The organism is Micromonospora sp. NPDC048898, from assembly GCF_043198035.1.
Taxonomy (GTDB): Bacteria; Actinomycetota; Actinomycetes; order Mycobacteriales; family Micromonosporaceae; genus Micromonospora.
On sequence record NZ_JBICUF010000004.1, the window covers coordinates 459,082 to 471,021 of the forward strand.

The 11,940-nt window shown below is 64.8% G+C and carries 14 protein-coding genes, 1 tRNA gene and 1 riboswitch; of the genes, 7 read left to right on the forward strand and 8 right to left on the reverse strand.

From position 1 onward, the window contains the following. Positions 1 to 42: 42 nt before the first annotated feature. Positions 43 to 429, reverse strand: coding sequence for a winged helix-turn-helix transcriptional regulator (locus ACGFIQ_RS15200; RefSeq protein ID WP_393243861.1), 387 nt, complete (start codon positions 427 to 429; stop codon positions 43 to 45). A gap of 102 nt (positions 430 to 531) precedes the next feature. Here ACGFIQ_RS15200 and ACGFIQ_RS15205 point away from each other — a divergent pair, with 102 nt between their 5' ends. Genes ACGFIQ_RS15205 through ACGFIQ_RS15215 form a run of 3 tightly spaced genes read left to right on the forward strand, consistent with a single transcriptional unit; the run spans position 532 to position 2,664 of the window. Beyond that, entirely contained in the window at positions 532 to 1,155 is a 624-nt protein-coding gene (locus ACGFIQ_RS15205; RefSeq protein ID WP_393243863.1) for an NAD(P)-dependent oxidoreductase, read from the forward strand. After that, a complete protein-coding gene (locus ACGFIQ_RS15210) occupies positions 1,155 to 1,577 on the forward strand; it encodes a nitroreductase family deazaflavin-dependent oxidoreductase (RefSeq protein ID WP_393243864.1) in 423 nt (140 codons plus the stop codon). The genes ACGFIQ_RS15205 and ACGFIQ_RS15210 overlap by 1 nt, the downstream gene beginning before the upstream one ends. 37 nt (positions 1,578 to 1,614) lie before the next feature. After that, positions 1,615 to 2,664, forward strand: coding sequence for an LD-carboxypeptidase (locus ACGFIQ_RS15215; protein WP_393243866.1), 1,050 nt, complete (start codon positions 1,615 to 1,617; stop codon positions 2,662 to 2,664). A gap of 48 nt (positions 2,665 to 2,712) precedes the next feature. On the opposite strand, the gene ACGFIQ_RS15220 is transcribed toward ACGFIQ_RS15215, so the two are convergent. Then, positions 2,713 to 3,327: a DUF3592 domain-containing protein gene (locus ACGFIQ_RS15220; RefSeq protein ID WP_393243868.1), complete on the reverse strand. Its 615-nt coding sequence runs from the start codon at positions 3,325 to 3,327 to the stop codon at positions 2,713 to 2,715. Between the two features lie 620 nt (positions 3,328 to 3,947). Between ACGFIQ_RS15220 and ACGFIQ_RS15225 the strand changes: the two genes are divergently transcribed. The 3 genes from ACGFIQ_RS15225 (at position 3,948) to ACGFIQ_RS15235 (ending at position 5,427) form a co-directional block, all read left to right on the forward strand. Next, positions 3,948 to 4,850 carry a hypothetical protein gene (locus ACGFIQ_RS15225; protein WP_393243870.1) on the forward strand — a complete coding sequence of 301 codons (903 nt, stop codon included), beginning with the start codon at positions 3,948 to 3,950 and terminating at the stop codon, positions 4,848 to 4,850. Positions 4,851 to 4,932: 82 nt separating this feature from the next. Next, positions 4,933 to 5,097, forward strand: a complete 165-nt coding sequence (locus ACGFIQ_RS15230; protein WP_393243872.1) for a hypothetical protein — start codon at positions 4,933 to 4,935, stop codon at positions 5,095 to 5,097. Between the two features lie 192 nt (positions 5,098 to 5,289). Beyond that, positions 5,290 to 5,427 carry a hypothetical protein gene (locus ACGFIQ_RS15235; protein WP_393243873.1) on the forward strand — a complete coding sequence of 46 codons (138 nt, stop codon included), beginning with the start codon at positions 5,290 to 5,292 and terminating at the stop codon, positions 5,425 to 5,427. Between the two features lie 187 nt (positions 5,428 to 5,614). Here ACGFIQ_RS15235 and ACGFIQ_RS15240 read toward each other — a convergent pair whose 3' ends face one another. From ACGFIQ_RS15240 to ACGFIQ_RS15260, 5 genes are all read right to left on the reverse strand, one after another. Then, a complete protein-coding gene (locus ACGFIQ_RS15240) occupies positions 5,615 to 5,818 on the reverse strand; it encodes a hypothetical protein (protein WP_393243875.1) in 204 nt (67 codons plus the stop codon). A gap of 408 nt (positions 5,819 to 6,226) precedes the next feature. After that, positions 6,227 to 7,213: a hypothetical protein gene (locus ACGFIQ_RS15245; RefSeq protein ID WP_393243877.1), complete on the reverse strand. Its 987-nt coding sequence runs from the start codon at positions 7,211 to 7,213 to the stop codon at positions 6,227 to 6,229. Next, positions 7,191 to 8,381: an AAA family ATPase gene (locus ACGFIQ_RS15250; RefSeq protein WP_393243879.1), complete on the reverse strand. Its 1,191-nt coding sequence runs from the start codon at positions 8,379 to 8,381 to the stop codon at positions 7,191 to 7,193. The genes ACGFIQ_RS15245 and ACGFIQ_RS15250 overlap by 23 nt, the downstream gene beginning before the upstream one ends. Positions 8,382 to 8,743: 362 nt before the next feature. After that, positions 8,744 to 8,817, reverse strand: a tRNA-Gly gene (locus tag ACGFIQ_RS15255). A gap of 489 nt (positions 8,818 to 9,306) precedes the next feature. Next, the gene (locus ACGFIQ_RS15260) at positions 9,307 to 9,864 is read right to left on the reverse strand and encodes a pyridoxamine 5'-phosphate oxidase family protein (protein ID WP_393243881.1); all 558 of its coding nucleotides are present in this window, start codon (positions 9,862 to 9,864) and stop codon (positions 9,307 to 9,309) included. A 99-nt stretch (positions 9,865 to 9,963) separates the two neighbouring features. On the opposite strand from ACGFIQ_RS15260, the gene dcd reads away from it, so the two are divergent. Then, positions 9,964 to 10,542 carry a dCTP deaminase gene (gene dcd, locus ACGFIQ_RS15265; protein ID WP_357066363.1) on the forward strand — a complete coding sequence of 193 codons (579 nt, stop codon included), beginning with the start codon at positions 9,964 to 9,966 and terminating at the stop codon, positions 10,540 to 10,542. 60 nt (positions 10,543 to 10,602) lie between these two features. Here dcd and ACGFIQ_RS15270 read toward each other — a convergent pair whose 3' ends face one another. Beyond that, complete coding sequence (locus ACGFIQ_RS15270) at positions 10,603 to 11,589, reverse strand: NlpC/P60 family protein (protein WP_393243883.1); 987 nt, start codon at positions 11,587 to 11,589, stop codon at positions 10,603 to 10,605. A gap of 66 nt (positions 11,590 to 11,655) precedes the next feature. Further along, positions 11,656 to 11,791, reverse strand: a riboswitch (cyclic di-AMP (ydaO/yuaA leader). Positions 11,792 to 11,940 lie beyond the last annotated feature (149 nt).

Here is an 11,940-nt window from a genome sequence, read left to right on the forward strand (position 1 = left end):
CGTTGCAGTCCCGCTCGAAGTCGGGGGCGGGACCACGCCGAGTCACCCAGCGCGGTTGCGACGGGTGGCGTTGTCGTACGACTCGCGGGCGTCGAGCAACTGGTCCCAATGCTGGTTGGTCCAGGCGCAGGCAACCGCGATCGGTTCGAGCATGCTGCGACCCACCGGCGTCAGCTCGTACTCCACGTGCCGGGCGACCCCGGCGACGACGCTGCGCGTGATCAGCCCGTCCCGTTCGAGGGAGCGCAGCGACTGGGTGAGCACCTTGGGGGTGACGCGGCGTAGCGGCACGCGCAGCTCCGAGAACCGGCGAGGCCCCTGCTCCAGACAGCGGATGATGAGCGCCGCCCACTTGTCGCCGAATCGGATCGGGTTGAGCGAGGACGGGCACAGCTCGTCGAACATGTCGGCGGGCAGGGGTTGCCTCATCGCCAAACGATAACTGGTATCCCGGTGGTAACCACGACCCTCGATAGCGTCGGCAAATCGGCCGGACGCACGGGCTCCGGTCTCTGGTGAGAGGCGTGACTCATGAGGATCGTGGTCTTCGGCGCGGGCGGCCGGGCCGGACGGCAGGCCGTCGCCGAGGCGCGACGACGCGGCCACCAGGTCACCGCCGTGGTGCGCAACCCCGCTGACCACAGCGACCTGGCCGACGTACGGGTGGTGGCAGGCGACGTCGTCGACGCCGCGAGCATCGCGCAGGCAGCAGCCGGGCACGACGCCGCCATCAGCGCCGCCGTCGACCTGTCCGTACCGCCGCACGACTTCTTCACCGCATCGTCGCGCGCCCTGGCCGCCGGTCTGGCCAAGGCAGGTGTACGTCGCCTGGTGGTGGTCGGTCTCGCCTCGATCATGCCCGGGGCGTCCGGTGCCGCCCTGATGGACGAGCCCGGGTACCCAAACGAGTACCGGCCCTTCTACCTCGGTCACGCAGCGGGCCTCGACGAGATTCGGACCTCCGACCTCGACTGGGCCTACCTGGCCCCCGCCGGTGACTTCGACCATGGCGGCACCCGCACCGGCCACTACCGGATCGCCGAGCATGGCGACCCAGCCAGTCGGATCAGCTATGCGGACTTCGCGATCGCACTTGTCGACGAGATCGAGGCCCCCCGCCACCACCGCGCCGCCGCGAGTGTCCGGGAGGTCTGATGCCCGAGGTCCACGACAGCCCGAACGCCTGGGTCGCGGAGCACATCCGCCGGTTCGAGGAGACCGGCGGCCGGCCCCGGCCCGGCGTGAACGACCTGCTCCTGACGACCCGGGGCCGAAAGACCGGCAAACTGCGCCGCACCGCGCTCGTCTACGAACGCGACGGCGACCACTACGTGCTGGCCGCCTCCAACCGCGGTGCAGACCGCCACCCCGCGTGGTACCTCAACCTGCTCGCCGACCCGCACGTCACGGTGCAGGTCGGTACGGAGACCTTCGACGCGTACGCGCGCCCCGCCACGGCCGGGGAGCGTCCGCATCTGTGGCGCTTGATGGTTTCGGCCAGGTCGGAGTACGCCGCCTACCAACAACGCATCACGCGGGAGATCCCCGTGGTTCTCCTGGAACCTCTAACGAAATGAGATGCGGACGGACTGGCGTACCCTGTTGGATCTCGTCATGACGCAGAAGCTTGTTCGCCCTCGGAAGGCCCGACCCGGGGACAAGATCGCGGTTCTCTCGCCGTCCTTCGCCGCGGCCGGCGCCTTTCCCGAGATTCACGAACAGGCCATGCGACGGCTCGCCGACCTGACCGGCCTCGTGCCGGTCGAATACCCGACCACCCGCACAGTGGGCGCGTCCGCGGCGGCGCGGGCGGCGGACATCAACGCCGCCTTCGCAGACCCCCAGGTACGCGGCCTTCTCGCCGTCGTCGGAGGCGACGACCAGATCACCGTCATCCCGCATCTGGACGCCGACCTCGCCCGAGCCGATCCGAAGCCGTTCCTCGGCACCAGCGACAACACCAACCTGCACCAGTGGCTCTGGGGTCTCGGCATCGCCAGCTTCTACGGTGGGTCCTCCCAGGTGCACCTCGGCCCCGGGCCGGCCGTGGACGACATCCACGCCCGGTCGCTGCGAGCGGCGTTACTCACCGGCGAGCGGTTGGAGATCACCGACCCGGGCGAGTCCGAGGACATCGGGATCGACTGGGCCGATCCGCAGGCGTTGACGTCCTTCGGAGAACGCGAACCGACGGAACCATGGAGCTGGCACGGGCCGCGTCGCGCGGTTACCGGCCCCACCTGGGGTGGCTGCCTGGAAGTCATCCAGTGGATCCTGACGGCGGGGCGCTTCCCGTCCACTCCGGAGGCTCTGCAGGGCGGGGTGCTGGTCATCGAGACGTCGGAGGAGCTTCTCCCGGCCCGCGAGGTCGGCTGGATCGTCCGATCGCTCGGTGAACGCGGTCTCCTCAGCGCCGTCGACGCGGTGCTGGTCGCCCGTCCGCCGGTCTCCAACCAGACGCGCCGGCCCCCCGCCGAGGATCGGGCACGGCTACGCGAGCAGCAGCGCGACACGGTCGTCGACGTGGTGACCCGCTACAACCCCGAGGCAGTCGTCTGCGTCGGCATCCCCTTCGGCCACACCCGGCCGCAGTGGATCCTTCCCCACGGCGGCCCGGTCACCGTTGACGGCGCGGAACGCCGGGTGTTCGCCGACTACCGGTAGAGCCCGCTCACTCGACACACCGGCGCAGTCGTTCGCCCTCCGGCCCCGCTACCGACGTGCGCCGAGTCGAGGCACGGGGTAGCGGCTGCGCCACGCCTCCGCCTCACTTCGCAGCCGATTCCAGTGCCGCCGCAGCCACCACGCGTAGACCAGCAGGAGCCCGACGCCTCCGGCGAGGAGAAGGATTCCGGGGAGCAGGCCCGGTTCGTCGCCGGACAGGTAGGCGCTGCCGATCGGGTCGACCCGGTCGTAGATCACGTCGACCTCTTCACCGACGCTCGGCTCGTTCCACGGAGAATAGTTGATCCAGGTGGTGGCCTTCTCCCCGCTTCGAGTGGTGAAGCTGACCGACACCCACCACTTTCGGCCGTGCACCTCACGCACCGTCCCGACCGTCCGCTCGCCCCGTTCCACCATGTCGTTCCGGTGGTACAGGTCCCCGAGGCCGCAGTACAGGGTGGCCATGACCAGCAGTCCACCGAAGGCAACGCCAATGGCCGGGTGTCGGAGCCAGTAGCCGGGACGCCATCGGCTGCGAGGCTCCTGCTGGATCGGGGCAACCGGCTGTTCGGGCGTCCACGGTCGCGTCCGCCGTGCGCGTCGGCGGTACCGCTTGACCACGCCGCCTCCCCGTAGACGTCGCTCTTGTTCGGTTGTCCGCACCCACGGTAGGTGGCGACGCAAAGCCTTCGCCTGGTCTACGGGCTGGCTGCCGCGGATCTCCTCGTCGCGGCCAAGGCGTATCGGCCGCTGGGTGCGGTACTGATGACGGCGGCCTGATTCGGAACCCATGCCGGAGACCGGGTGCGGAGCGCGGCGGAGCGCGGCGGAGCGCGGCGGAGCGCGGCGGAGCGCAGCCTGGTCCTTGGCTGGGGAACATCGAAGGCCCTGACTCGGACTTGCGTCCTGGTCAGGGCCTCGATCGTGGAGCGGGTGACGGGAATCGAACCCGCACTGTCAGCTTGGGAACCGTACAAGCCGCTCGATCGGACACTGCCGGCTACTGGTGAGGGTGGTACCCGACCGGCCTAGAGTGACCTTCGGCGGCCCGCCCTAATGGCCCGCCAATGGCCTGCGCTGATCCCGCATGAGCGGTGCGCGGACGTGCGCCCAAGGCGCTCAGCCGTCTCCACGGCCCCTCGCGCAGCCGTGCCGGCCTGATGTGAACCAGGCCGCTGCGGCGGAGCACGTGACGGCAGCCTGCCGGGGGTCAACTGTACGAGTAATCCGGCACGCCTTGCCAACTGTTGCTAAACCCGTAGCACGACCTCAAACTCGATTGTGTGAGTGCGAGCGATGAACCCGCGTTGCCACGCGAACATGAAAGAGTTGATGGATACAAGAGTCGGTGGCAACAAATCACAGAACTTGCGATGGGATCGATAGTTACGGAGACCGATGAGCCGGACGACCCCGAGTTTGCCGGCGCGAGACTGGAGCTATACGTAAAGGAAAAGCCGCGAGGCAAGAACTATGTGGCCGACTTCGTCTATTCGGACAGAAAACTTCCAATCACCGCATGTGGAGTACTTCTACAGACACCCTCTGGGCTTGCTATAGGGGAGCTTGAAATATTCCGAGTTCAATGGGGGTATTTTGATGACTACGGCGACTACGTTGGTCCTGACGGTGAATGGCGCGGTAAAGAAGATGAATATTGGGATGTGTCGGCGCTCCCCGATTCGTCGATCCAGGGGCCACCCTTCCAAGGAATAACGGGAGCGCTATTAAGAGCGATACCGGTAGGCAGGATCCTCGCATGGGCACACGACGCAATGGCGAACAATGAATGGCGAGAGAAAGGGTTGCCAACCCTGAGCCAAGCAGGTGTACGACTCGTGCCGCCAACGGAACTGGCCCCCGATACTCGCGCAGCCCTGGAGCGCTCCGCCGCAGCCTCAACTCGCAAGAAAGGTCGGCCCCCACTGTCTGACGAACTACTGGAGGACGTTGCCCTTGCCTACTTGGAGGAGGCCAAGCGAGGGCGCGGGCTGACTGCACGGCTTGCCGCGCGGTTCGATCGGCCGAATGAAACAATTCGGGACTGGATCCACGCTTGCCGCAAGAGAGGCTACCTCTCTCAAGGAACTATCGGCCGTCGTGGCGCACAGCCAGGCGAGCGACTATTAATGGCGATTTCTCCTGACGAGGATAGGGGCATTGAAACCGACACAAGCGAAGATTGATAGCTCCGTCCGATACATGCGTAGGTTCCTAGCGAGCGAAGACAACGACCAGAAATTTCGGGAGCTTTCTACAGGTGCGCAGATGCTTTACATAATTGGCATCTTGGTCTGCAATGACGGCGGCTTCGTCCCGCAGGCCGCGCTGGAGGCGGCCCAGCAGGATCATGAAATTCAGTATGCGGCTGCGATTATTGCCGGCCGCGTTGGGCTCTTCAAGAGTCCGTTTGGCCTCGACCGATATGCCTGAGCGAGCATTGCCGTCTTACGAAATTGGCGGCTCAGGAATGATCCTCCCGAGCCGCCACGCCGAACTCGATGTAGATCCTGCACCCACGAGGAGGTCGACATGACCACAGTACCTAGGCCCGACCGAAATGGCCACCAGAGCAACAACAGGTCCGCCGTTGCCCGAGCGAGCCTGATAGCTGGAGGGGGATTCGTGTCTTCGATAGCCACCGTTCTGGCTCTGGCCGGTGAGTTCGGCCTGGGCGAGCGGATCACCATCTACGGCATGTGCGCGGTCTGCGTCGTGGCTGCGCTGACCATGTTTGTGGTGGCCCACCTTATGCGGCAGTAGGAGGCCCGCCGCAACATGCCTCCGTGCGGGACACTCCGTCCCGCTACTTTCTCGGCTGTTGAAGTCGGTGCAGGTCGGATAATTGGCGCGCGTCGGGGACACCTCCAGGCCAGGTGTCGCCGCAGTTCTAGCAGCTCATCCGCGCTCGGTGGACGCCGGGGACACGGGGGACAGGAGGGACATCAGGTCAGGGCTGCGCGTCCGCTCGCTCCGCAAACGCCTTCAACTCCGGCGATGCCGCTCGCCCGGAGATCAGGATCAGTTCGCGAATTGCGTTCCGAGCAGCAACGTGCGTGTCGATGAGTTCCGGTGCCATCTTCTCGGTTTCGAGCAAATGCGCTAACGCCTCGCCGCCGTGCCTACGCTGCGCGTAGGCACGGCCGAGATCCATGGCTAGTCGCGCACGACGTTCCGTCGACAACTGTTCAGCGTTGATACGTTCTCCGATGTCGATGGCTTTCCTGTATCGCCAAGTTTGACTGCAATCGAACCGCCTGAATGTAGACGTTAGCCCGCCCGAATTCGAGGTTCAAATCATTTCGATCGGCACCAAGCTGTTCGGCTACTCGCCGCGCGTACTCTATTTCCCGCCGAACCTCTAAGCGGCTTCCCGTCCGCGCATTAGCCAGTGCCAGCGCCAGGTGGAACGCCCGACAACCAGACGGCGACTAGCGCACTCCTGGTTCAGCATCGCCAGTGAAGGCGAGGACACGACGGGCTAGCCACATCCTGTCGTGTCCCCGCCTTCGTTGCGAGTCATCACCTCAAACACCGGATGGCAGCTGAGCAGATTATCCGGCTAGTTTCTAGCGTTGACGGAAGATATCGAGGAATTCGGAATCAGCGAGAGAAGGTTCAGAATCGGCACCCTTGCAAAGTTGGCCCACTGCCCGGAAGGTTCAAGCGGGATCATCATATTGGTAACTATGTTCCTTCCGAATGAACCCTTGACCTTCCCGCTAAGAAGGCCAGCCTCTCGCAAATCACTTTCCAAAACTGTCGCGAACCACTTTCCCTTGAAAAGAGTGAACGCGATCCCAGATCTATAGCGTCGGTCGACTAGTCGTTCGACACGTTTCAGTAGGTCATCATGCGCCGAATCGGGCGGCGGCAGAGCCTTCCGCAGGAGGTCCATCTCTTGCGCGAGCAAGGCCTGGTCTGCCAGACCAGAGTGGTTTGTGTGCACGCGAGAAGGTACCCGATATCCCGAATACTTGTGCGCACGTAATATCGCTGCCGCAACCGAGATCCTTACCCATTCTCTCCAACGTTCAGTGACGCTGTTTAGCCAGGCAGCCTGATCGGGTATAGCGGACGCGACTTTCGCCGATGACACGTCCAACAGTGCTGACACGGAGTCGACTAGATTGCCGCCCGAGAATACATGTCCCTCGATGTCATAGCACTCCGTGTAGATCACGTGGGGCGAACGGCACTTGGTGCGCCTCACGTCATCGATGTCCTTATCGAAGATGAAGACTGACACCGCATGCCTGCCCTTGAAATTGATCCTGAGTAGGGCGCGCCGCCGCATGCTTTCGTACCATTTACGGAGAGCGCTTTTACCGTCGCCTGCATACTCCGGCGGCAACTCCTGCGGAGTTATGAGCACGTAGTCCCAACTCGACCGACAGACCGATCGTGCAATCTTTTCGTACACATAGACGTCTGGAAATTTACCTTCGGTATAGATTTGCAGACGTGCCCTTCTCATCTGCGAAGATCGGGCAAATGCGCCGGCCGAATGCCTAAGGCGCTTCACTTCAGATTCCGAAGATGTTGTCATCGGCGACTTCAGCCATAATCTCAGGCGAGTGGGTAGCTACGATGATCTGAGCTTCTGGGTTTACGGTGCGCATAGTCGCAAGAAGTCTGCGCTGCCAGTCGATGTGCATGGAAAGCTCCGGCTCATCGATAATAATCGTGTTCGGCCCGCACCTGATGGTCTCGACAAGAATCCTCAGGATCTGCTTCTCACCCGACGAGAAGTTAGAGATCTCTAAATCTTTGTCGTTGACGCGGGCCTGAATTCCACGATCGGCGAAGCTAATCTCTTTAAAACCGAAGAAGAATTCGTTCACCAACTCCTGAAGTCGATTTCGCGGTTCTTCTAGCCGCCTTAGACCCTGTTCGAGCTTCTCAATGTCGCTTACCACCCGCTGAAGTGGCGCATCGTCTTCGTAACGCTCTTTGAATCGGTCGAAGCTACGACTATTCTTTCGCCCGTACGTAGAACTTCCCTGCCGCTTAAGGAAATCGACTACATACTTGTAGGCTTCCTGCGTAGGTGTCGAGTTGGGCGTTTGCGTTGTCTTCACGAAGAAGATACTTTCGAGGATGCCCGCAATTCCGTCATCTTGGAGTTCTCGAACTTGGGAGAGGATGCTATTGGCGTACTGCTGCCACAGCTGTTGAAGCTCCCTCTCGAAGGCTTCATCGATAGCTTCCTCGTAACGCTGAGACTGTCTCCTTGGAACCGGCCCTCTCTCAATTCTAGTAGGCATTAACCGAGAGGTATTGAGAAAACTGTGGGGGAATCTGGCGACCGATCGCGGCTTGGTTAACCACTGCGTCGGACCTTCAGCGGCAGCCCTACTACTGATCTCAATTATCTCTCCATCTTCGGTTTCAACAGCATAGAATCCTTCGTCAGTGTCTTCTTCTGTTTGTCGAATGATGGAGCGCGTGTACTGCTTTTCGCCTGAGTTCGTAGAAAAGGTAACGGATGCCCGCTCGACTGGGATTCGCGTTACGGCTCGATGGTCATTCGAAAGCGCAGCGTGAATAATTTTTAGAAGAGAAGTTTTTCCCAAGCCATTAAGGCCGAAGATCACGTTCAACTTGGGGTCGAAATCGATGTCGATGTCAACGGATCTGCCGGCAAGTCCCGTAACATGGAGGCTGTCGACGCGGGTCAATCGGAAAATCCCTTGTTCGTTGGTGATGGTCAACATGTTCACTAGGAACTGGTTCCAGCTCCTAGCAGACACTGTGTAACCGGTTGGGCGCAAGATGCGACCGACTAAGAAACGGTAGACGGATAGGGCTGGCGTGCGTCCCTCTTTCGGGCCTGGGGAGACCTGGTCCTGCACGCTCGACCCGCACGGTGACGCTGCGGTCGCGTTGACTAGGGCGTGTGCGGCGGCCCGATGCCCGTATCGAGATGTCCGCGCAGGGCTTGGCCCCTGCTGGCTCGCAGAGGGGCAGCGCTATGGGGCGCGCCCAATGGCCCACTAATGGCCCGTACCGCACTGGTTGGCTTGGACACGGAGAAGCCCTGGTCGGGGCTATGTCTCCCGATCAGGGCTTCTCCGTGTGGAGCGGGTGACGGGAATCGAACCCGCACTGTCAGCTTGGGAAGCTGATGTTCTGCCATTGAACTACACCCGCAAGCGGCACCACTGTACCCGAGTCGCCGAGCCCGTGCACCCAGGCACCCCGACCCCCGACTTGCCCGCGTGCCGCTCTGCCCGCTCTGCCCGTTTCGCCTGGTTCGGCCAGGGTTCGGCCCGACTTGATCCACTCGGGTTTCTGAAAGTCGGGGTGTCCGAGCGGCCGGGATACCGCGAGTTCATGAAAACCGAGTCGATCATGCGGGGCGGCGCCCGCAGGCCGGTGCCGGGCAGGGCAGAGCCGGACGGGGCGGGAGAGCGAGGGGTGGTGCGGTGCCGGGCAAGGCAGCGCGGGGGCGACGCGGCGCGGGGCAGCGCGGCGCGGGGCAGCGCGGCGCGGGGCAGCGCGGCGCGGGGCAGCGCGGCGCGGGGCAGCGCGGCGCGGGGCAGCGCGGCGCGGGGCAGCGCAGGGGCGGTGCCGGGCGTACAGCCGAATGCCGGCTCCGTCAGCACGGAGCCGGCACCGACTGTCTCTGGGCCGTGGTGGTCAGGCGGCTGTGCACTGGACGTCACGGCTGCGGCGGGCCGGGCGCGTCTGCGGCACGGTGAGTGGCGCGGCAGCCGCCGTCGGGGCGTGCGGGTCGAGCCAGACCCGGACGGCCGGACGGCCCGGCGTGAGGCCGGGAACGCCCGCGAGGTGCTGCTCGCGGCGGGTGAGCATCGCCACGTCGACGGTGAACTCGAAGAGCCTCCAGTCGACCTGCGGCTCGGCGCGGGCGCTCTGCGCCAGTTGCGCCAGCCGGACCGGATCGGTCACCGGACGGGCACGCCCCGCCACGTACGCCTCGTCGTCGCTCTCCTCCGAGGGGAACGAGTGCAGCGCGTAGCGGCCGTCGCGTTCGAGGTCACGGCGCTTCGGAGAGTCGATGACGAAGCAGAACAGACCCTCGTCGGTGATGACCGGGGAGACCGGATGGACCCGGGGCCCGCCGTCGGCACGGACCGTGGCCAGGTAGCCGAAGCCCGGCCCGTACTGCTGGAGGAGAACGCGGATCCCGTCGGCGAGGCGGGGCTCGTCGGCGGCGAATTCGGACCAGGAAGCCATGCGAGCATCCTATCGAACAAATGTACGAGCAGCGACCTCGACGCGCTGGTCATCGGCACCGAATCCGGTGGGTTTTCGGGCCGCCGCTATGGTGGTCCGATGCTGCTCTCCGACCGCGACCTGGTCTCCGAGATCAAGGCCGGCACGCTGGGCCTGGAGCCGTTCGAGCCCACCCTGGTCCAACCTTCCAGCATCGACGTACGACTGGACCGGCTGTTCCGGGTGTTCAACAACCATCTCTACACCCACATCGACCCGGCGATGCAGCAGGACGACCTGACGTCGGCGATCGAGGTGCCCGACGGGGAGCCGTTCGTGCTGCACCCCGGGGAGTTCGTGCTCGCCTCGACGTTGGAGGTCATCTCGCTGGGTGACCAGCTCGCCGGTCGGCTGGAGGGCAAGAGTTCGCTGGGCCGGCTGGGGCTGCTCACGCACTCCACCGCCGGTTTCATCGACCCCGGCTTCTCCGGTCACGTCACGCTGGAGCTGTCGAACGTGGCGAACCTGCCGATCACCCTCTGGCCGGGCATGAAGATCGGGCAGCTCTGCATCTTCCGGCTCTCCTCGCCGGCCGAGCACCCCTACGGCTCGGCGGTCTACGGCTCGCGCTACCAGGGGCAGCGGGGGCCGACGCCGAGTCGCGCCTGGCAGCACTGGCGCACCTGGCCCACCCGCTGAACCCCGGACGACGGGGGCCCGCCGCGACGAATCGCGACGGGCCCCCGGTCAGCGCACTGATCAGCCGGGACGGCCGTAGCTGTGGACCTGACCGTCGTCGGCCCTCTTCATCTTGACCGGCTCGCCGGCCTGCGAGGCGTGCACCACCCAGCCGCCACCGACGTACATGCCGACGTGGTGGATGTCGCTGTAGTAGAAGACCAGGTCACCGGGGCGCAGGTCGGGCTTGCTGACGTCCTTGGTGGCGCGGCTCTGGGCGGCGGCGTTGTGCGGCAGTGACACACCGGCCTTCGCCCAGGCGGCCAGCATCAGCCCCGAGCAGTCGTACGAGTTCGGGCCCTCGGCACCCCAGACGTAGGGCTTGCCGATCTGCGCGCAGGCGAACTTGACCGCCGTGCCGGCGGCGCCACCGGGATAGCTGGCAGGGCAGGGCGCCGGGCGCAGCGGACCGCCGCCACCGCTGCCGTACACCTTGAGGCGCAGCTTCTGCAGCTTGTCGATCTCCTCGTTGATCTGCTTCTTCTTCGCCGCCAGCTGAGCCTCGGTGCGGGTCAGTTGGGCCACCATCGCATCGAGCGGCGCCTTCTGCCCGGCCAACTGGTCGCGCAGGTCGGCCACCTCGCGGACGTCCTGCTGCTGGTTGTGCGCGAAGCGGTCGAGCATCTCGAGCTGCCCGACCACCTCGCTGGGCGACCGGCTGCCCAGCACGGCGTTGACGGTCAGCACGTTCTCGCCCTTGTACGCGCGCACCGCCAGGGCACTGACCTTGTCCATCGCGGCGTCGACCTGGCGCTCCAGCGGGGCGATCCGGGCGGCCAGCGCGCCGGCCTGCCTGCGCTTGGCGGCGAGGTCGATCCGGGTGGCGTTGTGCTGTTCGATGATCGGTTCGAGTTTGTTCCAGTCGGCGTCGATCTGGCGCTCGATCTCGGCGACGGACGGGTCGGCGTGGGCCGCCGTGGCGCTGCCGGTCAGGACGACGGCGACGCCGGCCAGGGCAGCGAGCGCGGTGGTGAAGCGGGACCAGCGTGGGCGCGGCGCGATCGACATGGGGCCGGCTGCTGCCGACCGCTCGGACGACGGCCGCGGGGCATGGAGTGCCACCGGGTTCCGTACTCCTTCTTCCTGACCGCCTACCGGGTTAGCTGACGGGTTCGGGCGGGAAGTCGGCGCCCTACCGCAATGGCTGCGGATTCACCCCGGGGGACTTGGGTCCCCGGTTCGTTCGGAAACGACTCGGCGGTGTCGGTCCGTTACCGCCCGGGCTGGGCGGAGCTGCTATCGGGCCGACGAAAGACCAGAGTAGAGACGCTCGTTACCACTCCGCAACCCGCGCGGCCGTGACACTCCGTACCGATCCGAGAGGCGCACCGACCGGACGTGAAGATTTCTTTCCAAGTG

Coding starts and splice junctions, on each gene's coding strand:
- ACGFIQ_RS15205 (WP_393243863.1), top strand. CDS start 532: ATGAGGATCGTGGTCTTCGGCGCGGGCGGCCGGGCCGGACGGCAGGCC.
- ACGFIQ_RS15245 (WP_393243877.1), bottom strand. CDS start 7,213: ATGACAACATCTTCGGAATCTGAAGTGAAGCGCCTTAGGCATTCGGCC.
- ACGFIQ_RS15215 (WP_393243866.1), top strand. CDS start 1,615: ATGACGCAGAAGCTTGTTCGCCCTCGGAAGGCCCGACCCGGGGACAAG.
- ACGFIQ_RS15200 (WP_393243861.1), bottom strand. CDS start 429: ATGAGGCAACCCCTGCCCGCCGACATGTTCGACGAGCTGTGCCCGTCC.
- ACGFIQ_RS15260 (WP_393243881.1), bottom strand. CDS start 9,864: ATGGCTTCCTGGTCCGAATTCGCCGCCGACGAGCCCCGCCTCGCCGAC.
- ACGFIQ_RS15240 (WP_393243875.1), bottom strand. CDS start 5,818: ATGGATCTCGGCCGTGCCTACGCGCAGCGTAGGCACGGCGGCGAGGCG.
- ACGFIQ_RS15270 (WP_393243883.1), bottom strand. CDS start 11,589: ATGTCGATCGCGCCGCGCCCACGCTGGTCCCGCTTCACCACCGCGCTC.
- ACGFIQ_RS15210 (WP_393243864.1), top strand. CDS start 1,155: ATGCCCGAGGTCCACGACAGCCCGAACGCCTGGGTCGCGGAGCACATC.
- ACGFIQ_RS15230 (WP_393243872.1), top strand. CDS start 4,933: ATGCTTTACATAATTGGCATCTTGGTCTGCAATGACGGCGGCTTCGTC.
- dcd (WP_357066363.1), top strand. CDS start 9,964: ATGCTGCTCTCCGACCGCGACCTGGTCTCCGAGATCAAGGCCGGCACG.
- ACGFIQ_RS15250 (WP_393243879.1), bottom strand. CDS start 8,381: ATGTTGACCATCACCAACGAACAAGGGATTTTCCGATTGACCCGCGTC.